Origin of the sequence: Roseibium sp. SCP14 (genome assembly GCF_040329475.1) — a bacterium.
Classification (GTDB): domain Bacteria; phylum Pseudomonadota; class Alphaproteobacteria; order Rhizobiales; family Stappiaceae; genus Roseibium.
On sequence record NZ_JBDZYH010000008.1, the window covers coordinates 81,679 to 107,760 of the forward strand.

22 protein-coding genes are annotated in these 26,082 nt (G+C 57.9%); 6 read left to right on the forward strand and 16 right to left on the reverse strand.

Features of this window, described 5'->3' with window-relative positions; translation table 11 throughout:
• Positions 1 to 6: 6 nt before the first annotated feature.
• Together ABLQ08_RS26135 and guaD are read left to right on the forward strand one after the other, a co-directional pair.
• Positions 7 to 1,590, forward strand: coding sequence for a xanthine/uracil/vitamin C permease (locus ABLQ08_RS26135; RefSeq protein WP_352948550.1), 1,584 nt, complete (start codon positions 7 to 9; stop codon positions 1,588 to 1,590).
• 67 nt (positions 1,591 to 1,657) lie between these two features.
• Entirely contained in the window at positions 1,658 to 2,956 is a 1,299-nt protein-coding gene (guaD, locus tag ABLQ08_RS26140; protein WP_352948552.1) for a guanine deaminase, read from the forward strand.
• On the opposite strand, the gene ABLQ08_RS26145 is transcribed toward guaD, so the two are convergent.
• The 15 genes from ABLQ08_RS26145 to ABLQ08_RS26215 form a co-directional block, all read right to left on the reverse strand.
• Positions 2,953 to 4,575, reverse strand: coding sequence for a GMC family oxidoreductase (locus ABLQ08_RS26145; RefSeq protein WP_352948554.1), 1,623 nt, complete (start codon positions 4,573 to 4,575; stop codon positions 2,953 to 2,955). The genes guaD and ABLQ08_RS26145 overlap by 4 nt on opposite strands.
• Before the next feature lie 80 nt (positions 4,576 to 4,655).
• A complete protein-coding gene (locus ABLQ08_RS26150; RefSeq protein ID WP_352948557.1) occupies positions 4,656 to 6,167 on the reverse strand; it encodes an FGGY-family carbohydrate kinase in 1,512 nt (503 codons plus the stop codon).
• Positions 6,160 to 7,002, reverse strand: coding sequence for a class I fructose-bisphosphate aldolase (locus ABLQ08_RS26155; protein WP_352948559.1), 843 nt, complete (start codon positions 7,000 to 7,002; stop codon positions 6,160 to 6,162). Before ABLQ08_RS26155 ends, ABLQ08_RS26150 begins: the two co-directional genes overlap by 8 nt.
• Positions 6,975 to 8,720 carry a glycerol-3-phosphate dehydrogenase/oxidase gene (locus ABLQ08_RS26160; RefSeq protein WP_352948561.1) on the reverse strand — a complete coding sequence of 582 codons (1,746 nt, stop codon included), beginning with the start codon at positions 8,718 to 8,720 and terminating at the stop codon, positions 6,975 to 6,977. The genes ABLQ08_RS26155 and ABLQ08_RS26160 overlap by 28 nt, the downstream gene beginning before the upstream one ends.
• Positions 8,721 to 8,780: 60 nt before the next feature.
• Complete coding sequence (locus ABLQ08_RS26165; protein WP_352948563.1) at positions 8,781 to 9,776, reverse strand: aldo/keto reductase; 996 nt, start codon at positions 9,774 to 9,776, stop codon at positions 8,781 to 8,783.
• Positions 9,766 to 10,746 (reverse strand): sugar-binding transcriptional regulator, encoded by a 981-nt coding sequence (locus ABLQ08_RS26170; protein WP_352948566.1) that lies wholly within the window; start codon positions 10,744 to 10,746, stop codon positions 9,766 to 9,768. The genes ABLQ08_RS26165 and ABLQ08_RS26170 overlap by 11 nt, the downstream gene beginning before the upstream one ends.
• Before the next feature lie 23 nt (positions 10,747 to 10,769).
• Positions 10,770 to 11,771: an ABC transporter permease gene (locus ABLQ08_RS26175; protein ID WP_352948569.1), complete on the reverse strand. Its 1,002-nt coding sequence runs from the start codon at positions 11,769 to 11,771 to the stop codon at positions 10,770 to 10,772.
• Positions 11,772 to 11,785: 14 nt separating this feature from the next.
• Complete coding sequence (locus ABLQ08_RS26180) at positions 11,786 to 13,306, reverse strand: sugar ABC transporter ATP-binding protein (RefSeq protein ID WP_352948573.1); 1,521 nt, start codon at positions 13,304 to 13,306, stop codon at positions 11,786 to 11,788.
• 107 nt (positions 13,307 to 13,413) lie between these two features.
• Positions 13,414 to 14,430 (reverse strand): substrate-binding domain-containing protein, encoded by a 1,017-nt coding sequence (locus ABLQ08_RS26185; protein ID WP_417714957.1) that lies wholly within the window; start codon positions 14,428 to 14,430, stop codon positions 13,414 to 13,416.
• Between the two features lie 356 nt (positions 14,431 to 14,786).
• The gene (locus tag ABLQ08_RS26190; RefSeq protein WP_352948576.1) at positions 14,787 to 15,644 is read right to left on the reverse strand and encodes a fumarylacetoacetate hydrolase family protein; all 858 of its coding nucleotides are present in this window, start codon (positions 15,642 to 15,644) and stop codon (positions 14,787 to 14,789) included.
• A gap of 71 nt (positions 15,645 to 15,715) precedes the next feature.
• Complete coding sequence (locus ABLQ08_RS26195; protein WP_352948578.1) at positions 15,716 to 16,660, reverse strand: ABC transporter substrate-binding protein; 945 nt, start codon at positions 16,658 to 16,660, stop codon at positions 15,716 to 15,718.
• A gap of 73 nt (positions 16,661 to 16,733) precedes the next feature.
• Positions 16,734 to 17,741, reverse strand: coding sequence for an ABC transporter permease (locus tag ABLQ08_RS26200; RefSeq protein WP_352948581.1), 1,008 nt, complete (start codon positions 17,739 to 17,741; stop codon positions 16,734 to 16,736).
• The gene (locus ABLQ08_RS26205; RefSeq protein WP_352948582.1) at positions 17,738 to 19,264 is read right to left on the reverse strand and encodes a sugar ABC transporter ATP-binding protein; all 1,527 of its coding nucleotides are present in this window, start codon (positions 19,262 to 19,264) and stop codon (positions 17,738 to 17,740) included. The genes ABLQ08_RS26200 and ABLQ08_RS26205 overlap by 4 nt, the downstream gene beginning before the upstream one ends.
• Before the next feature lie 20 nt (positions 19,265 to 19,284).
• Positions 19,285 to 20,022, reverse strand: a complete 738-nt coding sequence (locus tag ABLQ08_RS26210) for an SDR family oxidoreductase (RefSeq protein ID WP_352948585.1) — start codon at positions 20,020 to 20,022, stop codon at positions 19,285 to 19,287.
• On the reverse strand, positions 20,022 to 21,545 hold the full coding sequence (locus tag ABLQ08_RS26215) for a UxaA family hydrolase (protein WP_352948587.1): 1,524 nt from the start codon (positions 21,543 to 21,545) through the stop codon (positions 20,022 to 20,024). Before ABLQ08_RS26215 ends, ABLQ08_RS26210 begins: the two co-directional genes overlap by 1 nt.
• 114 nt (positions 21,546 to 21,659) lie before the next feature.
• Between ABLQ08_RS26215 and ABLQ08_RS26220 the strand changes: the two genes are divergently transcribed.
• From ABLQ08_RS26220 to ABLQ08_RS26235, 4 genes are read left to right on the forward strand one after another with little or no spacing between them, the layout of a single operon-like run.
• Positions 21,660 to 22,370, forward strand: a complete 711-nt coding sequence (locus ABLQ08_RS26220; protein ID WP_352948590.1) for a GntR family transcriptional regulator — start codon at positions 21,660 to 21,662, stop codon at positions 22,368 to 22,370.
• 14 nt (positions 22,371 to 22,384) lie between these two features.
• Positions 22,385 to 23,437, forward strand: a complete 1,053-nt coding sequence (locus ABLQ08_RS26225; RefSeq protein WP_352948592.1) for an aldo/keto reductase — start codon at positions 22,385 to 22,387, stop codon at positions 23,435 to 23,437.
• Positions 23,427 to 23,855: an L-fucose mutarotase gene (gene fucU / locus ABLQ08_RS26230; RefSeq protein WP_352948594.1), complete on the forward strand. Its 429-nt coding sequence runs from the start codon at positions 23,427 to 23,429 to the stop codon at positions 23,853 to 23,855. Before ABLQ08_RS26225 ends, fucU begins: the two co-directional genes overlap by 11 nt.
• Positions 23,852 to 24,685 (forward strand): amidohydrolase family protein, encoded by an 834-nt coding sequence (locus tag ABLQ08_RS26235; RefSeq protein WP_352948598.1) that lies wholly within the window; start codon positions 23,852 to 23,854, stop codon positions 24,683 to 24,685. The genes fucU and ABLQ08_RS26235 overlap by 4 nt, the downstream gene beginning before the upstream one ends.
• 102 nt (positions 24,686 to 24,787) lie before the next feature.
• Here ABLQ08_RS26235 and rhaI read toward each other — a convergent pair whose 3' ends face one another.
• A complete protein-coding gene (gene rhaI / locus ABLQ08_RS26240) occupies positions 24,788 to 26,074 on the reverse strand; it encodes an L-rhamnose catabolism isomerase (protein WP_352948601.1) in 1,287 nt (428 codons plus the stop codon).
• Positions 26,075 to 26,082: the final 8 nt, after the last annotated feature.

Here is a 26,082-nt window from a genome sequence, read left to right on the forward strand (position 1 = left end):
CCCGATATGCGGGTTGGGAGCTACGACTACAAGCTGTTTTCGCGCGGGGATTTCAGTGCCTTCTGGGCATTGTTCACCGACAACCTCGTCAACCTGATGGTGCTCGCGGGCATCTGTCAGTTTGTCTTCCAGATGCCGGCCGAAATCGTCTATGGCCGGATCGTTCCAGGGGCGGCTATCGCCGTTCTGGCCGGTGTTGCCATCTATGTGCTGCTGGCAAAACGCGCAGCGGCAGAACAGGGCCATGACGTGACCGCGCTGCCTTACGGCATCTCGACGCCGGTCATGTTCGTCTATCTCTTCGGTGTCATCGGTCCGATCTACTGGTCGACCAACGACCCGGTTCTGGCCTGGCAGGTCGGTATCGGCGCCGGTTTCATCGGCGGCATCGTTGCCGGTCTCGGCGCCATCGTCGGCCCGTGGCTGAAGCGGGTGACACCGCGTGCGGGCATGCTCGGTACGCTGTGTGGCATCGCACTGGTCTTTATCGGCACCGTTCCACTGGCAACGGTCTTCGAAAACCCGTTCATCGGCTTTGCCTCGATGATCATTATCCTGTGGGGTCTGGTCGGACGTTTCCGCCTGCCGTTCAACATTCCCGCCGGTCTGCTGGCGCTGATCATCGGTACCGTTGTCGCTCTGCTGATCGGCCAGTCGAAGTTCAGCTTCGAAGGCGTCGGCTTCTATCCGCCGCTTCCCTATTTCGGCGACCTGATTGCCGGTATCCAGCATCTGTTTGAAAACCCGCAGCTGTTCCTGGTTCTCGTACCGGTGCAGATCTACAACTTCATCGAAACGATGAACAACGTGGAAAGCGCTGAGGCTGCCGGTGACCACTATCCGGTCGCGACCTGTCAGATCACCGATGGTGCCGGCACCATGATCGGCGCCCTGTTCGGTTCGCCGTTCCCGACCACTGCCTATATCGGTCATCCGGCCTACAAGCGCATGGGTGCGCATTCCGGCTACGTGATCGGCGTCGGCATCGTCATTCCGCTTGCCGCATTCTTCGGTTTCCTGGCCTTCCTGACCAACCTGATCCCGGTTGCGGCTGCGGCTCCGGTCCTGGTGTTCGTCGCTCTCAGCCTGATCACCAATACGGCCCATGCGGTTCGCACGGAACATATGGCTGCGGTCACCATCGCGATGATGCCGCATGTTTCCAGCTTCCTGGTGATCAAGTGGGGATCCCTGATGGGTGCGCTCAACGCAACCGGTGCCGAAGGCGTGCTGCCGCTCGGCAACCCGGAGCTGACCGCTGCGCTGCTGCAACAAGGTGCGCATTACGAAGGTCATCTGGCGCTCAGCCAGGGCGCGATTCTCACCGGTCTGATCTGGGGTGCGATTGTTGCCAGCGTCATCGACGGCAAGTTCCGCAACGCCGGCGGGTTCGCCTTTGCAGCTTTCGTCATGGCCTCGATCGGCATCATTCACTCCGCCAACCTGCATTGGCCGGAATTCAGCGCCGTCAGCCTCGGCTACATGATCGCCGCTGCCTTCCTGTTCATCTACCCGATCTTCCATCGCGAGGAAGCCATCGTACCGGAAGCGGAGCAGACACTGGAACCACAGGCAAGTCCGGCCGAATAACCAAGGTCTTCACTTCATTCGGGGCGGACCTTCCGCCCCGAAATTCTGTCAAACGGGATAATTCTCAATGCAATCAGATCGCTTGCTGCTCCGTGGACGTGTTCTCACTTTCAAGTCCGAACCGCAAACCCCTGATGACACGTCTTCCTATGACTATATCGAAGACGGTGCGCTTCTGATCGAGGGCGGCATAATCCGTGCGCGCGGTGCTTATTGCGATGTGATCGCCAAGGCGGGCGATGCGGAGATCATCGATCACCGGCCGCATCTGCTGACCGCAGGTTTCATCGACACCCACATCCACTTTCCGCAGGTTCAGATCGTCGCGTCGTGGGGAGCACAGCTGCTCGACTGGCTGAATTCCTACACTTTTCCGGAAGAGACCCGTTTTGCCGATGACGATCATGCAGCCAGCATGGCCTGCCGGTTCTTTGATCTCCTGATCAATCACGGCACGACCACTTCCGTCGCCTTCTGCTCGGTTCACAAGGGATCGGCGAATGCCTATTTCGAAGAGGCAGAGCAGCGCAACATGCGCGTCATCGGCGGCAAGGTGATGATGGATCGCAACGCGCCCGACGAGCTCAGGGATACGCCGATCGGCGGCTACGACGACAGCAAGGAACTGATTGCAAAATGGCATGGCAGAGGCCGGGCGCATTATGCCATCACGCCCCGGTTTGCGATCACGTCAACACCGGACCAGATGGAAATGGCCGGTGCGCTTGTTGCAGAACACCCTGACTGTTATGTCCAGACCCATCTTTCGGAAAACCGGAACGAAATCGCCTATACGCTGGAGCTCTATCCAAAAGCGAAGGATTATCTCGACGTTTACCAGAGCTACGGGCTCTTGAGTTCCAAAATGCTGCTTGGGCACTCCATTCACCTAGAGCCACGCGAAATCGACGCGCTGGCTGAAACCAAGGCACGTCCGGTCTTCTGTCCGACATCGAACCTGTTCCTCGGCAGTGGCCTCTTCGATGACGCAGGTCTGCGAGCACGCGGCATCACCAATGCCATCGCAACCGATATCGGTGCCGGCACCAGCTATTCGATGCTGCAGTCGCTCAATGAGGGCTACAAGATCCTTCAGCTGCAGGATCAGAAACTTCATCCGCTGCGCGCCTTTCACTGGATCACCAGAGGCAACGCGCTCGCCCTTGGTCTTGAAGACAAGATCGGAACGCTGGATGAGGGAACGGAGGCCGATATCGTCGTTCTGAACGCCCGGGCAACGGATGCGATGTCCCTGCGGATGGAACGCGCAGAAACCCTCAGCGAAGAGCTCTTCGTCCTGCAGATGCTTGGCGATGATCGGGTCATCGACGAGGTCTACGTCGCCGGACGGCCCCAGAAACGTTAAGTGGCCTTTGCCGAGCTGCGGATCATGTCCGCAGCTTTTTCCGCGATCATGACAACGGGCGAAGCTGTGTTTCCCGAAACGATCTTCGGCATGATCGACGCATCGATGACGCGAACACCTTCCAACCCGTTGACCTGCAGTTCCGGGTTGACCACCGCCGCTTCGTCCGATCCCATCCGGCATGTTCCGACGGGGTGAAAAATCGTGGTGGCGATGTCGCCGATGCTCTCAAGCAGGTCCGCATCGCTTGAAACCGCGGGTCCGGGCAGGATTTCTTCCGGCCGATACGGTTCGAGGGCCTTTGCCGTCATGATCTGCCGCGCCTGGCGAACGGATTTGACGGCGATATCGCGATCCTTGTCGGTCGACAGATAATTGAGGCGGATATCCGGTTGCCGCTCCAGGTCCTTGCTGCCGATATGACACGACCCTACACTTTCAGGACGCAGGTTGCAGACCGAGACCGTAATCGCCGGGAAATCGTGAAGCGGATCGCCGAGCCGGTTCGTTGACAGCGGCTGCACATGATACTCCAGATCCGGGGATTCCAGCGACGGATCGGACTTGGTGAACATGCCGAACTGGCTTGGAGCCATCGACATCGGGCCCGACTGCGTCAAGGCATATTGCAACGCGATCTGTGCCTTGCCGAACAGGCTGTTCGCCTTTGTGTTCAGTGTCTTGGCATTATGAACCTTGAAAACGGTGCGGATCTGCAAATGGTCCTGAAGATTTGCGCCGACACCGGCCATTTCATGATGGACATCGATCCCGAGCCTGGAAAGAACCCCTGCGTCTCCAACGCCCGACAGTTCCAGTATTTTTGGCGAATTGATCGCCCCGGCGGCGAGCAGGACTTCGCCTGATGCGCGGGCGGTTACGACCTTCCCCTTCTGGCGATAGCGCACGCCAACAGCGCGCTTGCCGTCGAAGAGAAGGCCCTCGGTCTCGGCATGGGTTTCCAGTCTGAGGTTCTGGCGCTTGAGCGCGGGTTTCAGGAATCCCTTGGCCGTGTTCCAGCGCACACCGTTTTTCTGATTGACCTCGAAGAATCCGCTGCCCTCGTTGTTGCCGTCGTTGAAGTCGGGACGCGGTTCGACGCCGAACTCCCTTGCACCGTCCTGGACGGCGCGAAGAATGTCCCATTCCAGCCGTTGCTTGCTGACTTTCCACTCGCCACCGCTGCCATGGAGCGCATTGCTGCCTGCATGGTGATCTTCGGATTTCAGGAAGTAAGGAAGCACGTCCTCCCAGGACCAGCCGACATTGCCCAACTGACGCCAGTGGTCGTAGTCGGCTGCCTGGCCGCGCATGTAGATCATGCCGTTGACCGACGTACACCCGCCCAGAACCTTGCCACGCGGATAGACGAGGCTGCGCCCGTTCAAACCTGGCTCGGATGCGGTTTTCATCATCCAGTCGGTCCGTGGATTGCCGATGCAATAAAGATATCCAACCGGAATGTGGACCCAGTGATAGTTGTCGGAACCACCGGCTTCGAGCAACAGCACTTTGGCGGACGGGTCTTCCGTCAGCCGATTGGCCAGAACGCAACCGGCTGTTCCGGCTCCAACGATGATGTAGTCGTAAGTTCCATCCAGTTCCTCTGGCCGGTCCATGAAATTTTCCGTTCGTTCTTCAGGCGTGGTGCGGATTGAGCAAGTGTGCGTTCAGGTTGATACCATTTCATTGACACGTCTCAAGACTTCTTTGTTGCCATGTCGTTCCAGACGGACCGCATGGCCTCAACCAGCCTGATATAGGTGCGGTAGCGTTTGTCATAGTGAGACTTCATCGACGTATCCGGCCGGTACGTCTGCCGAACCGAGGTCATGGCCCCGACCGCGTCTTCGTATGACGGGAACACCCCGGCGCCGACACCTGCACCTATGGCAGCTCCGAGAGCTCCGGTTTCACGGGCTGTCGCAACGCTGATCGGTACACCCAGGCAGTCGGCAAACATCTGCGGCCAGACGGGACTACGCGCTCCGCCGCCTGAAAGAATAGCCCGTTCAAATCCGACACCGGCGGTTTGAAGGGCTTCGACATGGCGCCTGTGCTCGAACAGTACGCCTTCGAACAGCGCTCTCAACAGGTGCCCTTCCCCATGCCAGCCGGCGACACCGTAAAAGCCTGCCCGAAAGTCAGCACCCTGGCCGGAGCCGTACAGGAAGGGATGAAAGAAAGGATCGTCGGCAGCGGGCGTCACTTCCGCAATCCTTGCGTTGCAATAGCCGAACGGATCGTCGTGATGACCACCACGTTCAACAAACTCGCGCACATACCATTCCAGGTTCGCAGCAGAGGTGGCACTGGCTTCGATGTTTACGAACCTGCCCGGTGCAAAACCCGATGCCATGAAGACATTGCGGTCCACCACCGGATCCTGTGAAAGCACCTGATTGATGCTCCAGGTTCCGGCGATAATGGAAGCTTCTCCCGAATGGACGACACCCGAACCGAGTGCACTGGCAATCACGTCAAAATAACCGCCAATGACAGGCGTTCCTTCCGCCAATCCGGTGAGTTTCGAGGCTTCGGCGGTGATCTTTCCGGCAACATCGGAAGGATGGAGCAAACGCGGCAGCAACTCCCTAGCATCGGACAGGTCGTAAAGCGCGAGCAGGCTGTCATCATAGACGCAGTCGGGCATGCGGATGAGACCGCAACCCGACATGTCTGATATCTCGCTGACCCTTTGGCCCGTCAGCTTGAAGGTGATGAAGTCCTTGCACAGAAGAACGGTTCCGGCCCGCCGATAGAGATCCGGCCTGTTTTTCTTGATCCAGGCAAGCAGAACCGGGGTCTGGGACGGCCAGGGTTCCTGCAGGCAAAGCGCGTGGAGTTCCTCGCCTCTCGCAGCTCGCAAAGTATCAGCCAGATCTGCGGCCCTGGTGTCCAGTGACTGGATGCCGACGAGCGGCTCGTTCTGGCGATCCAGCAGATAGAGCCCGTTGCCATGGCCGGCGCAGCCGATTGCCGCGACGTCGGCAGGACTCACCGAAGCCGCCTCGAGACACAGGCGGATGACGAGCTTGGCATTGTCCCAGAGTTCGTTCAGATCCCGTTCGACATGACCCGGTTGCGGTGTTGAAGACTGCCCATCGAGGGCATGAACGGCAATCTGCCGCCCTTGAAGATCAAACAGTACCGCCTTGATCACCGTGTTGCCGGCATCGAGCCCGAGCAGGTATTTTTTCGTGTCAGCCACGGTTGTAGATATCCCAAGCTTCTTCACCACCAGCGCCATCATGGATCATCGCCATGAGAGCTGCGACGACCGCTTTCGGGTTGTCATGCTGGTAGATGTTGCGACCATAGACCATTCCCTTGGCACCCTGTGTCATCAAGGCCGCAGATTTTTTCAAAACAGTTTTCAGGTCTTCCTTGCCACCACCGCGTACCAGCACCGGCACGCGAGCCGCTTCCACCACCCGATGGAAATCTTCGGCATTCTCGGTTGGATCCGCCTTGATGATGTCAGCGCCCATTTCACTGGCGAGCCTAACCAGGGTGACGATTTTCTCTGCATCGCCGTCAACCTGATAGCCACCCCTGATATCGTTCGGAAGCATGACAAGCGGTTCGATCATCAGCGGCATGCCGTATTTGTGGCACGCGGCCCGAACGCGGGAAATATTTTCAACACATTGGCGGAAAAGCTCGGGTTCGTCCGGCAGCATGAACAGATTCACGACCACACAGGCGGCATCCATTTCCAGTGCACCAATGATCGGCTCGTCCGCGTTTTGCAACATGGACCACATGACCCGGTGGCGTTGATCGTTATAGGGATTGCCCATGTCGATGCGCATGACCAGTGCGGGCTTGTCCTTTTCCGGCCGCTCCTGCAGCAGATCCGCCTGCCCGTAAGCCATCTGAATCGCATCCGGCTTTGCATTGATCAAGGTGTCGACAACACCGGCCATGTTCTCAAGGCCGACCATGAAGCTCGGTTCATTGCAGACACCATGATCGATCGCCACGTCCAGGCAACCGCCATTGGTGAACATGCGGTTCATGCGGGCTTTTGTGCTAACGCGCATTCTTTACTCCAGTTCAGGTTCCGGCTTTCCAGCATCGAGCGGGAAACACCATGAAAGTCGTTGAGTTCGTTGATGAGATCGGTGCGCTGCCGGTCGACGTCCTGGACGGAAAGGCCAGTTTCGGCGCGATAGAGGTCCACCAGGGTGTCCAGCATGTCCATCGACAGGCTGCCGTCGATCGCCAGTGACGTACGCCGCAGAACAAGATCCGACAGCGTTTCGACAAATTCGTTTTTCAGGAGGAAGACCACTTCTCCCGTGGTCAGGCCAGTCCCTTCCGCCAGTGATCGATCCGTCGCACAGGATCGGCAATGTTCAAGGACGGCCCGTGCTCCGGAGCCATAGATCCCCGTCACATGCGATGCGCGCTCCGCGCTGATTTCGAAATCGGCCTGAAGCTGTTTCTTCAACACATCTGCTTCAGCCGGAAAGTCTCTACCACCGCCAATCGCAAGTGCCAGTGTCTCAACCCGCCGTTCGGATCCAAGTTCCTTCAGGACTTCATCGGCTGTCTGTTCGGCAAAGGCGCGAAAAGTGGTCCACTTGCCGCCGATCATGCAGAGCTGAGGCACCAGACCATCGAGCCGCCTGGTGTAATGTCCGCGTGAAATCCGTCCTGTGAAGTCGTGGTCGCTTTTCGGCAGAGGCCTGATTCCAGCGTAACTGAAGACAACATCTTCCGGCCGGACTTCGATGTCAGGAAAAACCAGACGCAACGAGTCGAGGATATAGCGCTCTTCCTCCGGCTCGCAGCGCACCCGCTTGGCCGAACTCACACGAATGTCGGTCGATCCGGCAAGCACCTTGCCGAGATATGGAAAGACGATACAGACCCTGCCATCGGAGTTTTCGAAATAGGCCATATGTCCGGCAAGAGCCGCTTCGAGTTCGGGATGATCGATGATCAGATGCGATCCCTTAGTCCCGGAAACGAGCCGATCCGGATGGTTGCCGCCATTGATCCGGGCAATCGTTTCATCCAGCCAGGCGCCGGTGGCGTTCACGACAATTTTCGCAGTGACCCGAAGACTGTGACCGGTCCGGCTGCAGGTTGCGCGAAATCCGTCACCGTCCGGCTGCAGCTCCGCGTAGTTCAAGGCAATGGCGGATGGTGCAATCTCCGCGGTATCGCGTAGAAGCTCTATCCCCAACCGCTCCGGATGACTGATCCAGGCATCGTGGTAGGTTGCGGAGAATTTCAGCCCGGGCATCAGTTTGGGCCAAAGGGATTTTGTCTTGCTCCGACAGCGGAACACGTGCTTCGGCAACAAACGTCGCTTGCGCGTCACCCAGTCGTAAAGCGACAATCCCAACTTGATCGGCAGCGCTCCGCGGCTGGATGGTTTTCCGGTCAGGCCGAAAAAGCCGGTTGCCGAATTCAACAGTCCTGAAAATACGGATGCGATCGGAATAACCGTCGGCAGGGGATGCACCAGATGAGGCGCATTTGTCAGCAGCGCATCCCGTTCCCTGAGCGATTCCCGAACCAGGTCGAACTCGCCGTTTTCCAGGTATCTCAGCCCACCGTGGATCATGCGTGAAGGCGCGGCGCTGCAGCCGGAGCAAAAGTCGTTGCGTTCCACCAGCAGGACACGCAGTCCCTGCAACGCAAGCTCGCGATAGACGCCGATACCGTTGATACCGCCGCCGACGACAACGGCATCGAATGCGCTGTCGCCCTGCAGCCTTTCCCAGTTCTTTTGCCGTTGATCGGACATGGCTTTCCCGTTCGCCGAAACGAGGTAACGGCGTCCTTTCGTTCAGATTTTCGGTTTGCGTCAGGCTGCGAGTTGGTTCAGATGGCGCTGCGCTGCATTGCTGATGGCTTCAAGATCGGCCTCGGAGAGACGGAGACGACCGGCCTTGGCGTTCTCCACCGCCTGCCCGGGATCACGCGCGCCGCAAAGAGAAAAAGTGATCCCCGGCTGTTGCAGCGTCCAGGCTATCACCACCTGGGCATTGGTCGCTCCGTGCGCTTCTGCGATCGGTGACACCGTTTCCATAAGGCGGGCTACCTTCTGCCGGTTTTCAAGCGAAAATCTGGGATTGTCCTTGCGCTGATCATCACCGCTGAAGATCCGGTCCGGGCCGATTTTTCCGGTAAGCAGACCAAGCGCCAGAGACGAATAACTCAGGACCGAAACACCGTTTTCCAGGCAGAACGGAACATGGGTGGCCTCAATGACCCGCTTGACCATGCTGTATTCTTCCTGGATCGCGTCCAGCTGGCCTGCCGCGACATAGGCTTTCAGCTCTTCCGGAGACGTGTTGCTGGCGCCGATCGAACGGATCTTTCCCTGAGACTTGAGATTTTCCAGCGCTTCCATCGTTTCATCGATGGATGTCGTGGGGTCCTGCCAATGGGTGATGTAGTGGTCGATATAGTCGGTCCCGAGTCGCTTGAGGCTTTGCTCGACCTCGTAGACAATCTCTTCCTTACCGAGGTAGCGATGCACCGGCTTGCCGTCATAGTCGAAGAAATGATTGCCCTTTTGCGTGTGCCAGACCAGTCCGCATTTGGTTGCCAGCGCCACCTTGTCACGCCGGCCGTTCAGCGCCTTGCCGACAATTTCCTCCGCCAGCCCCTGACCATAGGCCGGGGCCGTGTCGATCAGGCTGACACCTTCGTCGATTGATGCCTGGATGGCTTCGATGGAACGGCTTTCGTCGGTGCCGCCCCACATCCAGCCACCGATGGCCCAGGTTCCAAGACCGATTGCGGAGGCGTCGATGCCGGATCGTCCGATCTTACGCGTCAACATTTCATGCAACATTTTGAGCGCCTTCCATTGTGGCCAGAACCGCGCTGGCCGTTTCTTCATCCAGAATGAGTGAATCCATGTGGTGTCCGTTGAGGACGGCCTTTATCGGCTCGACCTTTTCCTCCCCGGAGGCAACGCCGATAACCCGCTTGCATTGTTTCAGTTCTTCAGGCCTGAGGGCGACCAGACGGGAATTGAGGGCATAGTCGGCGACCGTTCCGTCCTGCCGCATCAAGTGCGCCAGAAACTCGGCGATGACGCCAGTGCCTGCCAGCATCTTGCGATCGGATTCCGGCATCGGATGCAAGTCGTAGTAACTGGATGCAGGCGTCTGGATGGAACCAACGCCGACCAGCGCGACGTTTGCCTGGCGGGCGATGTCGAAGACCTGCTTGATCGACGCCACTTCCATCAACATGTCGCGCTGTTCACGGCTTTCGGCAAAGAGCGGTGCGTGCACAAGCATGGTCGAGCCACCCAGCCGATCAGCCAATTGCGTCGCCAGATGATTGACATCGGTATAGAATTTTCCCTGCACACCACCGGTGAGCGGGACCACCGTCACATCGAACGACCGGTCGGTCTCGATGTTCTGGACCACCGCGCTGACCGCCTTGCCGCCGGTGATCGCAATGACATCGCCATCCCGGATCGTCTCAACGAGATGATTGGCCGCGGCAAGACCCACCTGTTTCAGCGTCGTGCCGGGACTGCCCGGAACCGCCGAGGTGACAAGTGCGCGTGACAGAGGCACTTCCTTCACCAGGAGTTTTTCCAGATCCGTCAGGCGCTGGAAGGGGTTCTCGATATCGATCTTGACCATTCCCATTTTCCGGCCTTGCGTGATCAGCCGGTTGACCTTGGAGGTCGACAGGTTCAGCGTTTCGGCAATCTCCGACTGCTTCTTTCCTTCCAGAAAATGAAGCACAAGCACCGTATGCATCTGACGCATCAACTCGATATCGTTCTTTTTGTCAGCCATTGGACACGCTCCTCCCTGCCCTGTCAGGCGCGCTTCTTGACGAGGTAATGGTCGATGGAAACTGCCGCGAGCAGGATCGATCCGCGAATGATGTCCTGCCAGTAGACCGAAACATCCAGAAGGGCGAGCGAGCTGGAGACCACCGACAGCAGAACCGCGCCGAGAATGGCCCCGAAGATCGTGCCCGATCCACCCGACAGGCTGGCTCCGCCGATAACGGCTGCGGCGATCACGTTCAGCTCCATTCCGATGCCGAAGGTCGGCTGGGCGGACCCGAAGCGGGCCATGTAGATGATGCCGGCAAAGCCACACAGAGCAGAACACAATGTGGTTGTCAGGAAGACGACCTTCTTGGTCCGGATGCCGGAGTAAGCCGCCGCTTTCTCGTTGCTGCCGGTATAGAAGACCTTCCGGAACATGGTGGTCCGGCGCAGCATGAAGTCGAACGCAACCACCACGACAATGAACAGCAGGATGACGACGGGGATCGGACCGATGGATCCCTGACCGATGAACTTGAACTCAGGCGGCAGGGTGTAGAGGCCAAGCGGTCTGCCGCCGGTGCCCAGCAGGCAGGCACCACGCGCGATCACCATGATGGCCAGCGACACGATGAAATGATGCAGGCCGACGCGGGTTACGAAAAAACCCATGAACGCACCGATACCTGTACAGGCAGCAATGGAAATCGCCGATGCCACCCAGGGATCGACCCCGTTCAGGAACAGCCAGCCGGCAATCACCATGGCAAGGGCCGTTACCGATCCGACCGACAGGTCGATACCGCCAGAGATCAGCAGGATGGTCATGCCGACAACGACGATGCCTTCAACGGCAAATGCCATGACCATCGCGCGCATGTTCACCCAGGTCAGAAAGTAGGGCGATGCAAAGGACATCACGACAAACAGCAGCAGAATGATCGCGATCAGACCGGTTTCGCGCATGCGCAGGATCCGGCGGATGAAAGAGGTCTCGGCGCTCTTGGCCGCAGGCTCGTTTGTCAGGGAGACGGTGTCTTCCATGGTTTCCCCCACACTTAGTGTATCGTTGCCTGGGCATCGCCGACGGATGCCAGGTGCATAATGTTTTCTTCAGTCATCTGATCGCCGGTCACTTCGCCGCTTATCTGTCCCTCGCGGACGACAAGGACCCGGTCGCAGACGCCGATCAGTTCGGGCAGTTCTGACGAAATCACGACAATGCCGACGCCATTGCTGGCGAGATTTCGCAGTATGCGGTGAATTTCAGCCTTGGCCCCGACATCAACCCCGCGTGTCGGTTCATCCAGGAAAATGAGCTTCGGATTGACCGAAAGCATCTTGGCAATGGCCACTTTCTGCTGATTGCCGCCGGAGAGCGACGAGACGGGATCTGCGAGCGAGCCGCATTTCAGATTGAGCCGCTTTCCAAGATCTTTGGCCTGGTCGTCCTCTCTCTGCTTCAGGATCAGTCCCAGGGCATTCGCGACCTGTTCGGGCTTCAAGGCCGAAACGTTCGAGGCAATCGACATGTCGAGAAAGATGCCGTCACCTTTTCTGTCTTCCGACAGATACACCACACCTTCCGCAATGCTGTCCCGGTAGGAACTGATGTTCAGTTTCCTGCCGTTCAGGGAGACTTCACCAGTGACGTCTCCTTCCAGGCGGCAGATGCCCTTGACGATTTCACTGCGCCCGGCGCCGATCAGTCCGGCAATCCCGAGTATCTCGCCCTTTTGGAGATCAAACGAGACGTCGTTGAAACGTGTTCTTTCGGTCAGATTGCGGACTTCGAGAATTTTTTCATCCGACTTTTCCGCCTCGGTCTGCTTTTGCGGATAGAGGTCGTCAATGACCCGTCCGACCATGGCGTTAACCACATCGCCTGGCTGAATGTCAGCGACATCGCGGGTGGTGATGTAGCGGCCGTCCCGATAGACGGACACCCGGTCGCAATTGTCGAAGATCTCCACCATGCGGTGGGAGATATAGATAATGGAGATGCCCCGGTCCGCGAGTTGGCGCATGATGCCAAAGAGGATCTGGGCCTCTTTTTCCGTCAGAGCCGCTGTCGGCTCGTCCAGAATCAGGATCCGGCAATCGAGTGTCAGCGCCTTTGCGATCTCAACCAGTTGCTGATGGGAAATCGACAGGTTCCGGACCAGCGTTTTCGGATTGATCGTGGTGAGTTGGCCCAGAACGTCAGCTGCCTTCTTTTCCAGGGCGCGATAGTCCATCAGCCATGAGCGACTGGCATTGGTGGTGGCCATGAAGATGTTCTCGGCAACCGATACATCCGGGCACAAGGCGATTTCCTGATGCACGAACCCGATACCCAGTTTCTGCGCCATCGCGGGGGAAGAAATTTTCACTGGTGAACCGTCGAGCACGATCTCGCCACCGTCAGGCTGGAGAATGCCGTCGATGACATTCATCAGGGTCGACTTGCCGGCTCCGTTTTCGCCCGCAATCGCGTGGATCTCACCCTTGCGCAGTTCGAAATCGACGCCCTTGAGCGCACGGACAGGCCCGAACGATTTGCTTAAGTTGGAGATCTTGAGGATCACATCGCCAGTCATGACGGCCACTTTGCACTAGAATTCCAGGGAAGCCGGGCTGTCTGCACGTTTGCAGCTCAACAGACAGCCCGTTTTGCGGGGACGCTCTCGGCGTCCCGACATCACAGTCAGCTCGGATCGCGGCCGTCCATGTAGACATTCAGATCAAAGCTGTCGGCATTGTCCTTGGTGATGACGGCAAAACCGTTGTCGACATACGGGATCTGAACCGGGTTGTAGCCGGAGACCTTATAGTCGTTGAACGGGTCAAACACGTCGGAATGCGCCGCCAGGAAGGTTGCCATGAAGCCCATGAAACCCTGCATGCCCTGGTTCGGATTCAGCGCCATGTGAATGTTGCCGGCCTTGATGTGCTCAAGCGTTGTCGGAGTCACGTCCGCATGCATGATGAGAACGTCTGCCTCGGCTTCCAGAACGGCTGCGACAGCACCTTCAGCGGAACCGGCTTCCGGGATCCAGAGTGCCCCCAGATTCGGGTTCGCCTGCAGGATGGACGCCGTTGCACGGTAAGCGGCGTTGCTGTCCTGGTTGGTTGCCTGACGGCCAACCAGTTTCATGTTTGGATAGTTCTCTTCCATGTAGGCGATCAGGGCCGTCACGCGCAGGTCGTGGTTGGACTGACCCGGATTTTCCAGGACCGCATATTCAGCACTGTCACCAATCTGCTTCACGATTTCCTCAGCCGCGAACTTGGCTTCGGCCAGGTTGTCGGAAGTGATGTAGGCGGTGCGCTTGGACTTCGGGCTGTCCGCCGCGAAGGTCACGATCTGCGTGCCGCTTTCGATCGCACGATCGATCGGCTCGATGAACGGATCGGATTGCATCGGGTGCAGCAGGATACCGGCCGGTTGCTTGACCATGTCCTGTTCAAACGAAGCAATCTGCTTGGTGATGTCGTAGTCGGGCGTGCCGGAGAAAACGGTCTCGCAACCGAAAGCTTCCGCAGCTTGCTTGAAGCCCTGGTAAACCGGTACCCAATAGGGGTGACCAGACACCATGACGTTCATGATGTAAGTCTCACCCGGTTCGCATTTCAGGCCTTCCGCCTGTGCCGGCATTGCTGACAGAACAGCAGTGGACAGCGCGGCGGATAGCAGTACACCCTTCAATTTCAAAGCGCCCATAGTTTCCTCCCTTGAGCAGCTCCTCCCGGTCCTGCAGCACAGCCTGTCAAAGACAATCAGCCTCTGCAAGATATTTCAATAACTGGTTTTTATCCCAGCGAGTTCATGGATAAGGGAGCTCGAATGGTAGCGTCAAATAATTTTGGTATAAATTTCTTTTTGTGAAATTTATTTCAGTTTCTGCGTCACCTCAGAATACCGGAGACCACTCTTCCAGGGTGATAACTATCTGGAAAACATTGCTTTTATTCAAACTGGCTCAGAAAACAGAAAAACCCCTGCCGATTTCACGACAGGGGCTCAATTCGAAAACGTAGCGACCGACACGTGTCCGCTTGCCGCGCAATCAGGAAAAACTATTCCGCGTTTTTCACTTTCTGCGTCTGCACACCCAGTTTGTCGATACCGAGTTTCATCACTTCACCACCCTTCAGATAGACGGGCGGTTTCTGGCCCATGCCGACACCGGGAGGTGTGCCGGTCGAAATGACGTCACCAGGCTGCAGGCTCATGAAGCGGCTGCAATAGCTGACGAGGTGCGGCACCTTGTAGACCATGGTTGCCGTCGAACCGTTCTGATAGCGGTGTCCGTCGACTTCCAGCCACATGCCAAGCTGATCGTAGTCACCGACCTCGTCTTTCGTGACGAGCCAGGGACCAAGCGGGCCGAAAGTGTCATTCCCCTTGCCCTTGTCCCAGGTGCCTGCCCGGTTCAGCTGGAAATCACGCTCGGACACATCGTTGATGACGCAGAAACCTGCGACATGGGACAGGGCATCCGCTTCGTCGATGTAGCGACCGCCCTTGCCGATGATTACACCGAGCTCCACTTCCCAATCGGTCTTTTCCGAGTCCCGCGGAATTTCAACGTCATCGTCAGGCCCGACAATCGCAGACGTCCATTTGCCGAAAACGACCGGTTCCGGCGGGATATCCATACCGGCTTCGGCGGCATGATCGGCGTAGTTCAGACCGATGCAGATGAACTTGCCGACATTGCCGACGCACGGCCCCAGACGAAGATCGCTTTGCGCCAGGCCATCAACCAGCGGCAGATCGGACGGGTTCAGCGCCTGAAGTCTGGCGAGCGTTTCCGGCAGCAGGGCATCTCCGGAAATGTCGGTCACATGTCCAGACAGGTCGCGCACCCGGCCATCATCATCAAGCAAACCCGGTTTCTCTGAACCAGACGAGCCATATCGCAGCAATTTCATGATCTTAAGTCTTTCACGTATAGACCGGCCCGCCAGTTTCCTGCCGGGCCGTTGTTGCTAACTGGAATCGATCAGTCGTAAAGGACTGCAGCGATTTCCGGATCGTCCATGTTAGACGCATCGTAGTAAAAGAAACCAGTATCGATCAGCGTCGGAACTTCCTGACCCTTCGTGGCAGCCACCGCAGCCTTGACGGTTTCATAGCCGATTCCGACCGGATTCTGGGTGATCGCGCCAGCCATCAGGCCGCTCTTGATCGCTTCCTTCTGCGCCTTGCCGGAATCGTAACCGATGATCACCAGATCCTTCTTGCCCAGTTCCTGCACGCCGTTGACGACGCCGATCGCGGAACCTTCATTGGTGCCGAAGATCCCTTTCAGTTCCGGGTTGGCTGTCAGGATCGCCTTGGTCACTTCGGTGGACTTGAGGTGGTCACCCTGTCCGTACTGAACGGTGACGATCTCGATGCCCGGATATTTCTCGGCAATGCGGTTCACGAACCCGTCGCGACGATCGATGCCGGTGCGGCTGGTCTGGTCATGTGCGACCACGGCGACCTGACCCTTGCCACCGAGTTTTTCGGCCATCTTGTCCGCAGCGAGACCGGCAGCAGCGACGTTGTCGGTGGTTGCGGTTGCAATCGGAATGTCACTGTCGACACCACTGTCGAAGGCCACGACCGGAATACCGGCTTCCTGAGCCTGACGCAGCAGCGGAATGGCGGCCTGGCTGTCGAGCGCGGCAAAACCGAGGGCTGCCGGCTTGTTGGCAAGAGCTGCGGCCAGCATATCGATCTGACGGTCGACCATCGTTTCGTTGTCCGGCCCCTCGAAGGTGATGCGGACACCCTCTTCATCAGCGGCCTTTTCTGCACCCAGCTTCACGGCTTGCCAGAACTGGTGCTGGAAGCCCTTGGAGACCAGCGGGATGTACATTTCGTCGGCAAAAGAAGCCGTCGAAGGTAGCGTCAACGCCAATGCGCTGATGGCTCCAAGAATGAAACGACGTGAAAACATGAGTATTCCTCCTCTACATAAGTTCACTAGTTTCTCAAAAGATTTCGGGACTTTATTGTCCTCTTGCTTGTGCTCACTTGGCCTGCTTGCGCCGAACCATGTCGGCGTAGACGGCCAGGATGATGATTGCGCCGGTCACGACGGTCTGCCATTCCTGCGCCACGGAAAGAACGCGCAAGCCGTTGGTCAGGACAGCCATGATCAGCGCGCCGATAAGGGTACCGAGAATGGTGCCGCGTCCACCCGACAGAGACGTCCCGCCGATGACAACGGCCGCGATAGCTTCAAGTTCGTAGCCCAGCCCAAGAGCCGGCTGTGCTGAATTGAGACGCGAGGCGATCAGGATGCCGGCAACGCCGCAAATGCCGCCGGCCAGCGAGTAAATGGCCATTTTCCAGGCATCGGTGTTGACGCCCGAAAGACGCACCGCTTCCTCGTTGGAGCCAAGCGCGAAGGTGTAGCGGCCCAGAACCGTGCGGCCGAGAATGTAGGCAACGCTGAGGGCGACGATGAAAAGAATGAGAACGCCGTTGGGGATCGGCAGCGCCGGAAAGATTTCCCCGATCAGAGAGCCCCGCGAAATCTGGTCGAAGCCCGGAGTATCGTTGAAATAGATCGGCCGGGTTCCCGAGATCACCAGCGACAATCCCTTCAGGATCAGCATCATTCCAAGCGTGGCGATGAAGGGTGGGATCTTCATTTTCGCGACAAACGTTCCAGAGCACAGCCCGCAGAATGCTCCGGCGGCGATAGCGGCGACGACACCAAGCGGCAAGGGTAGACCGGCATAGGTCAGGACGACGCCGGCGATCACCGCACAGAATGTCATCAGGGTTCCGACCGACAGATCAATCCCGCCGGTAATGATCACGAGCGTGACCGCCACGGCCAGCACGCCATTGACCGATGTCGCCTGCAGGATCGCGATCATGTTCGAGGTCTGCATGAAGTTCGGCGATGCAATCGAGAAACCGATCAGCAAGGCCACGAGGGAGGCGAATGCCAGAAGTTTCTGGTGCGCTCCGGTATCGATCAATCGCGACAGCAGATTGACCGGTTTCGTTTCCTGCGCAGTACTCACGCTGTCCCCCCATCCGGTTGCATGGCCGCTTCACGTTGCGTGGCCAGTTGCATGATCATTTCCTGAGTAGTGTCTTTGCCGCCCGGAAGAATCCCGGTCAGCCGGCCTTCGCACATCACAGCGATACGATGGCTGAGCCGCATGATCTCCGGCAGTTCCGAAGAGATCACGATGATGGTCTTACCCTCCGCCGCAAGGCTCTCCAGCAACTTGTAGATTTCCGATTTCGCCCCGACATCGATCCCGCGAGTGGGTTCATCGAAGATCAGGATGTCACAATCCCTGAGCAGCCACTTGGCGATGACTGCCTTTTGCTGGTTGCCTCCCGAAAGCAGGCGAACTTCCTGCGTGTCGGACGGCGTACGAATTCCGAGTTTGCGAATGTAGTCCTGCGCGGTCTTGCGCATGGCCTCGTCGTCAAGAACGCCGCCCCAGCTCGTGAACTGGTCCATCGATGCAAGGGCAATGTTGTCACGCACGTTCATGCCGGTTGCGAGACCGAAATGCTTGCGGTCTTCAGATAGATATCCAATCCCCGCCTTCACTGCATCGGAAGGGCGCGAAATTGAAACTTCCTGCCCATGAACCCGGATAACACCGGAATCCTTCGGGTCAGCGCCAAAGATGGCACGGGCGACTTCGGTTCTCCCTGCGCCCATCAGACCGGCAAAACCGAGTATCTCACCCTTGCGGACCGAGAAACCGACGTCGCGGATTTCCCGCCCTCGATTGAGATCGGACACTTCCAGGGAAACTTCCGCATTCGAAAGGTTGGGAACTTCCAGCGGCTCTTCCTTGACTTCACGCCCCACCATCATGGCGATGATCTTGGCGATCGGCGTGTCTGCCGCGCCGACGGTGGCGACGTACTCGCCGTCGCGCATGACCGTGACGCGGTCGGAAATCCGCTTCAGCTCGTCCATCTTGTGGCTGATATAGACGATACCGACGCCTTCGGATTTCAGCCGGTTGATGATCACGAACAGCTCGGCGATTTCCGCATCGTTGAGAGCGGCGGTCGGTTCATCCATGATCAGGACGCGCGAATCGTATGACAATGCCTTGGCGATCTCGACCATCTGCTGTTTGGCGATGGTCAGGCTGCCGACATTGGCCTTCGGTTCCAGATTGAGGTTCATGGAGGCGAAGATTTCAGCTGCCCTGGCATTCAGCGCAGCTTCGTCCAGTCTGCCGAAACTCTTGCGCGGCTCGCGGCCGATGAAGATATTCTGAGCGGCGGTCAGGTCATTCATCAGGCTGAGTTCCTGGTGAATGATACCTATACCGAGATCCTGCGCCGCTCGAGGACTGTCTATCGTGACGCTCTGGCCGTTGACCTGAAGGTCACCGCCGTCGCGCTGATAGATCCCAGAAAGGATCTTCATCAAGGTGGATTTGCCGGCACCATTCTCACCCATCAGGGCGTGCACCTCACCGGCCTCCAGTTCAAACTGCACATTCTTGAGTGCGTGAACTCCCGGAAACCGCTTTTCGATGCCGGTCATTTTTACAAGTGTTGCCACAACCTCCCCCTTTGCAGCCGTCAGATGGTGACGCCGCCGTCGACCAGCAGAGCCTGCCCGGTGACGAAACGGCTTTCATCAGACAAAAGGTAGACAACCAGCGGCGTGATATCGCCGACTTCCGCCAATCTGCCCATGGGCTGACGGGCGATGAAATCCTTCTCGGCCTGGACGGGATCATCGGCCGCGGCGATCCGGCCGCGCAATGATGGTGTATCCACTGTGCCCGGGCACAAGGCGTTGCAACGAATACCCTTTTTGACGAAATCAGATGCAATGCCCTTGGTCAGCCCGATGACCGCGGCCTTGGTAGCACCGTATGCGGTTCGCAGCGGAAATCCCTTGATGGAACTTGCCATGGAAGCCATGTTCAGGATGGAACTGCTTCCTGTCAGTTCCGCCCGGCGCAACAGTCCCGGCAGGCAGGCACGGGACAGCCTCATCATGGCAGTGACGTTCAGGTCGAAACTGAAGGCCCAGTCTTCATCGGAGATATCCAGAATCGTGCCGTGGTGCACAAAGCCGGCGACATTGAACAGCCCGTCAATATCCGGCAGATCCGAAGCCAAGGCAGCAATCGCCTTGGGGTCGGTGACATCAAGGGCCCGGCATTCGATCCCTTCAAGGCCTTCCATCAGGGAGACGTCCCTGTCCGTGGCAATCACCCGGGCACCCTCGGCAGCACATGCAAGCGCACTTGCCCGCCCCATGCCCTGGCCCGCCGCAGTAATAAGAATGGTTTTTCCTTGCAGCCGCATTACATCACTGCTCCTATCTGCCACGGCACGAACTCCGCGCCGCCAAAGCCGAGTTCCTCGCTCTTGGTCTGTTCACCGGATGCAACCCGGATCATCAGCTCAAGCAACTCCTCACCCTTTGCCTCGATGCTGACCCCATCGGTGACGATGTCACCGCAATTGAGGTCCATGTCGTCCGACATCCGACCGTACATTTCCGAATTCGTCGCCAGCTTGATGCAGGGTGTCGGCTTGTAACCGGAGACAGAACCGCGACCGGTGGTGAAGATGATGAGGTTTGCTCCCGACGCCACCTGCCCGGTCACGGAACAGGGATCGAAGCCCGGGCTGTCCATGAAGACAAAGCCCTTCTTGTCGATGAGTTCGGCAAACTGATAGACGTCCGTCAGTGGAGCGGTGCCGCCCTTGGCAACCGCGCCGAGCGACTTTTCCAGGATTGTCGTCAACCCGCCCCGCTTGTTGCCGGGACTTGGATTGTTGTCCATTTCACCGCCGTTGCGGGAGGTGTAATCCTCCCACCAGTGAATGCGCTCGATGAGCTTTTCGCCGACCTCGGCCGTTTCGGCCCTGCGGGTCAGCAGGTGTTCGGCGCCATAAACTTCAGATGTTTCGGAGAGAATTGTCGTACCGCCATGACGCACGAGCAGGTCGGAGGCGTATCCAAGGGCCGGATTGGCTGTAATGCCGGAATACCCGTCTGAACCGCCGCATTGCATGCCGACGGTAATCTCGCTGATCGGAGCAGGCTGTCGTGTGACCCCGTTTGCGATTTCCAGAATTCCGCGAAGCTCTTCGAGCCCTTTTTCGATCGTCTTACGCGTACCGCCCACATGCTGGATCGTCATGTAACGCAAGGCGCCATCGGCACGGATCGGCCTGCCGCCGACCAGGTCCGAGACCTGCATCACTTCGCAACCCAGCCCGATCAGAAGGATGCCACCGAAATTCGGGTGTTGCGCATAGCCGGACAAGGTTCTGAACAGAGCCGCATAACCCTCGTTCTCACCGGACATGCCGCAGCCGGTGCCATGCACGATCGGCACGATGCCATCCACATTCGGAAATGCGTCCAGCAAACCACTCTTCTCGGCAGCCTCGGCAATGAAACGGGCAACGGAACCGGAGCAATTCACCGATGTGAGAATGCCGACGTAGTTTCGTGTGCCGACTTTGCCGTCTGCCCGGTGATATCCCTGAAAAATCCGCTGGTCCTCGATGGTCTTCAGCGGAGCGTTGTGGGTCGCGAATTCGTAGTCCTGCAGGCTGTGAGAATCCATTCCGAGATTGTGCGTGTGCACATGTTCACCAGGACTAATCGTCGTCTTTGCCTGACCGATGATCTGGCCATAGCGCAGAACGTCCTGACCTTCAGGGATCATTTTGCAGGCAATCTTGTGCCCCTGCGTGACGGGAGCGGCCAAAGGCTCGGGAACACCTTCCAGAACGGAACCGGCCGGAAGCGCGCGCAAAGCGATGACGACATTGTCTTCAGCTCGCAGCTTGAGAACATCGCTTCCAGTCATTTATGTGCGTCTCCCTCTCCCATCGTCTCCACTTTTGTGGATCTCCGTTGTACTCAGGAACTAGCTTGACTTGCGGACTATGTCAACTAACATGTTAGTCTACTAGAGGCGAAAATGACGAATACCGATATCGATATAACCAATCTCCGGGAGATCGGAGCTTTCGAAGGATCGCTTGCCCAGCGGGTCTACCTGGCCCTGCAGGAAGCCATCCTGTCGTTGCAATTCCTTCCCGGCGCCGTTGTCCGCAAAGGCCTGATCTGTGAGAAGCTCGGGGTGTCGCGATCACCCGTATCGGAAGCCATCGCCCGGCTTTCCAACGAAGGGCTGGTTGACGTGGTTCCGCAATCGGCAACGCGTGTTGCCTATTTCTCAATGGATGATATTCGCGAAGGCACCTTCCTGCGGGAGGCACTGGAACTGGCGAGCGTTGCCAAGGTTGCCCGTGACCGGACCGACGACCAGATGGCACAGCTCAACAGAAATGTCCGCCTTCAGGCCTTGCTGGTCGAGGACGGAGATTTTGCCGGTTTCTATCAGGCCGACGAAGAGTTTCACGCCATGCTGATGCATTTCACCGGTTATCCGCGCCTGAAGACCGTCGCCCGCATGGTCTCGCTTCAGGTTACCCGCGCCAGGATGCTGCTGCTGCCGACACCGGGGCGGTCGAACGAAACGCTCGAAGAACACCAGGCCGTTGTCGACGCAGTTCGGGACCAGGACCCGGACGCCGCGCGTGAAGCCATGCGTTATCACCTTGGCCAGCTCATGCCACGCATTGAGGCCCTGGCTGAAAAACGTCCCGATCTATTCCAATCACGCTGAAGACAGGAACCCGAATGAAGGTCACCGACACCACCCTTTTGAATGCGCGAACCGCCCGGCCGGTTTCCCTGACCCGCATGGGTTTCGGCGGAGCTCCCCTGGGCAACCTGTATCGCAAGGTTTCAGATGAAGACGCGCAGGCAGCCCTCCAGGCGGCCTACGACGCGGGTATCAGGTACTTTGACACAGCCCCTCAGTATGGTCTCGGCCGTTCCGAGGAACGGTTCGGTGTCGCGCTGAAGCGCTTCGGTCGCGAAAATGTTCAGCTGTCGACCAAGATCGGCCGTCTTCTTCTGGATTGCGAGCCACATGAAGTCACTCCCGAAGCCTTTGTTGATGTGCCCCAGAAGCGGATCGTGTTCGACTACACTTATGACGGTGTAATGCGCAGCTACGAGGCCAGCAGGAATCGCGTCGACGTGTCGAATGCCGACATTCTTCTGGTTCATGATGTCTGTGTTTTCTCGCAAGGGTCCCAGGAGGCCAGCGATGCCAAGGTGAAGGAACTCTTTGATCGCGGCGGGTACCGGGCATTGCGTGAACTACGCGATGCCGGAGACATTGCCGCGATCGGCGCTGGTGTCAACGAGTGGCAGGTCTGCGAAAAGCTTCTCGGTCTCGGTGACTTTGACGGATTCCTGCTGGCGGGACGCTATACGTTGCTGGAACAGGAAGCTCTGGAGAGCTTTCTTCCGCTTTGCGAAAAGCGCGATGTCGGCATCATTCTCGGTGGACCTTACAATTCCGGCATCCTGGCAACCGGTGCCATTCCGGGTGCCAAATACAATTACGGCGACGCCCCTCCTGAAATCATGGAACGTGTGCGCAAGATCGAAGCGGTATGCGCTGCGCATGACACGAGACTGATTGCCGCTGCTCTGCAATTCGTGCTCGGACACCCGAGCGTCAAAACCGTGATCCCGGGCGGCGTCAACGCGCGCGAAGTCAATTCCAACGTCGAGCTGCTCGAAACGCCGATCCCGGACGGACTGTGGTCGGATCTTCGCAGTGAAGGATTGATTCACCCGAACGCCCCTCTACCGTCGGAGGCCAGTCATGCTGCGTAACATCGATCCAATCCTATCCCCTGACCTTCTTTACGCTCTGCGCGCCATGGGACATGGCGACGAGATCGTTCTGGCGGACGCCAACTTTCCGGGTGAAAGTCTGGGGCCGACCTGCATTCGTGCAGACGGCTCCACCGCCAGCGAAATCTTGCAAGCCGTTCTCTCCGTGATGCCACTCGACATCTATGTGCCGGACCCAGCCCTGACGATGCAAGTGGTCGGTGATCCGGACGCCATTCCCGAGGCCGTCGCGGACTTCCAGAACATCATCGACAAGACAGCGGACAATCCGACACAAATTCAAACACTGGAACGCTTTGCCTTTTACGAACGCGCAGCAACAGCTTTTGCCATCGTTCAAACCGGCGAACGCCGCCTCTACGGCAATATCATTCTCAAGAAAGGAGTTATCGGGTGATTCGGATTGATGCACACCAGCATTTCTGGGCACTTGAGCGTGGAGACTATGGTTGGCTGACACCGGAGCTTGAAGTCATATACAGGGACTTTCTGCCGCACGACCTCGCTCCCCATCTGGATCGGCACAACCTGTCGGGCACAGTTCTGGTCCAGGCGGCTCCCACGGTCGAGGAAACACGTTTCATGTTGTCGCTTGCCGACAGCAACGAGCTGGTCAAAGGGGTCGTTGGCTGGGTGGATTTTGAGAACCCGGCTGCGCCGGATCTGATCGCCGACCTTGCAGGACACCGCTCTCTTGTCGGTCTGCGTCCGATGATCCAGGACATTCCGGATGCCGACTGGATGCTGCGAAACGACCTTCAACCAGCCTTCGATGCACTTCAGAAAGCGGACCTGACCTTTGACGCCCTGACCCTACCTCATCACCTTTCAAACCTGCAGGAGTTGCTGGCTCGACATCCCGAAATGCGTGTTGTCATTGATCACGGTTCCAAGCCGGTCATTCGGGAAGGTCATATCAAAGACTGGGCCGCGGATATGGCGGCACTTGCCGATAAGACCCAGGCCTGCTGCAAGCTGTCGGGCCTGGTGACCGAGGCAAAGCCGGACTGGACGGTGGACGACCTTCGTCCTTATGTCGAGCACCTGCTCGAAACCTTTGGTCCTGATCGCCTGATCTGGGGTAGCGACTGGCCGGTTTGCCTGCTGGCAAGTGATTATGCGCGATGGGTGGAAACAACCGGGGAACTGCTTTCGGACCTGAGCTCAGAAGAGCAAAACGCCATTCTGGGCGGAAACGCCATTCGAGCCTACAAGCTGACGCTTTGATCATTTCAGGTCTTTTGGCAAATCCAAACTTTCCAGGCGTCAATCCGGACCAGCAAAGAGCTCACCGGAATGACGCCCTCCCGCGCTGTTTTTGATCCGAACCTAGACGATACCGCCGCCTGCCCCCGTCACCTCCGGTCGGATTTCGGCGACCTTGCGGCGGTAACCCGACGCACGATAGGTGGCTACCGGATCAATCGCGCCCCCCGTTTCCAGCCTTGCCATTGCCAGGATCGGTTCAACGTCCGTGCGGAAGGCGCGTTTCAGCGTCGCGGTTGCCATCAAGGCATCATTTTCTTCCTGGCAGACTTCCAGCTTCTGCCTGTCCACCAGCAAGGCTTGCGCGTAGGCCCGCTGAACTTCCATGGCCGAAACCATCAGGCTCTCAATCGGATCGGTCACATTGTGCGACTGGTCCAGCATGTGAGCCGGATCGAAACCCGTCGCTTGACGGTTTTCAGCATCGACAAGCTCGTTGAAAACAAGGAACAGCCGGTACGGATCAATCGACCCGGTATCCAGATCGTCGTCTCCATACTTGCTGTCGTTGAAATGAAATCCGCCGAGCTTGCCGAACTGAACGAGGCGGGCGACGACCATCTCGATGTTGACGTTTGGTGCGTGATGTCCAAGGTCGACAAGGCAAAACGCCTTGTCACCCAGCTCATTGGCAATCAGGTAGTTGGTTCCCCAATCCTGGACCACGGTTGAATAGAATGCCGGCTCATACATCTTGTGCTCGGTAAAGAGCCGCCAGTCCTCAGGCAGGCTGGCATAGATTGTTCGGGCTGCTTCCAGGTAGCGCTCGAACTGCCGGACAAAATGGGCCTGACCGGGGAAATTCGAGCCGTCGCCAACCCAGATCGTCAGGGCCTTTGACCCTATCGCCTTGCCAAGTTCAATGCATTCAAGATTGTGCTCGATCGCCTGTTGCCGCGTGCCCCGGTCGGTATGAGACAGGGAACCGAACTTGTATGAAAGCGGCTGGCCAGGCTGGTCTTGAAAAGTATTGGAATTCATGGCGTCAAAGCCAAGACCGAGTTCTGCGGCGGCAGCTTTCAGATCGGCAGGATCCGCCTTGTCCCAGGGGATGTGCAGCGAAACCCTGGGGGTTGCCCTGGTCAGCTCCTGAATGACCGAACAGTCTTCCAGCTTGTCGAAGATGTTGCGGGGCTCTCCGGCACAGGGAAAGCGCGCAAACCGGGTTCCGCCCGTTCCAACTCCCCAGGAGGGGATTGCCACACCGTAGGCGGCAACCTTGTCCTTGATCCTGTCAATTGCGATGCCGTGACGCTCAAGATGTTCGCCCAGCATGTCATAGTCGCGCTTCAGGTCATGCGTGCGCATCTCGTTTTCGCGTGCCAGCAGGACGCCTTCAATCATTGGCATGAAACTCT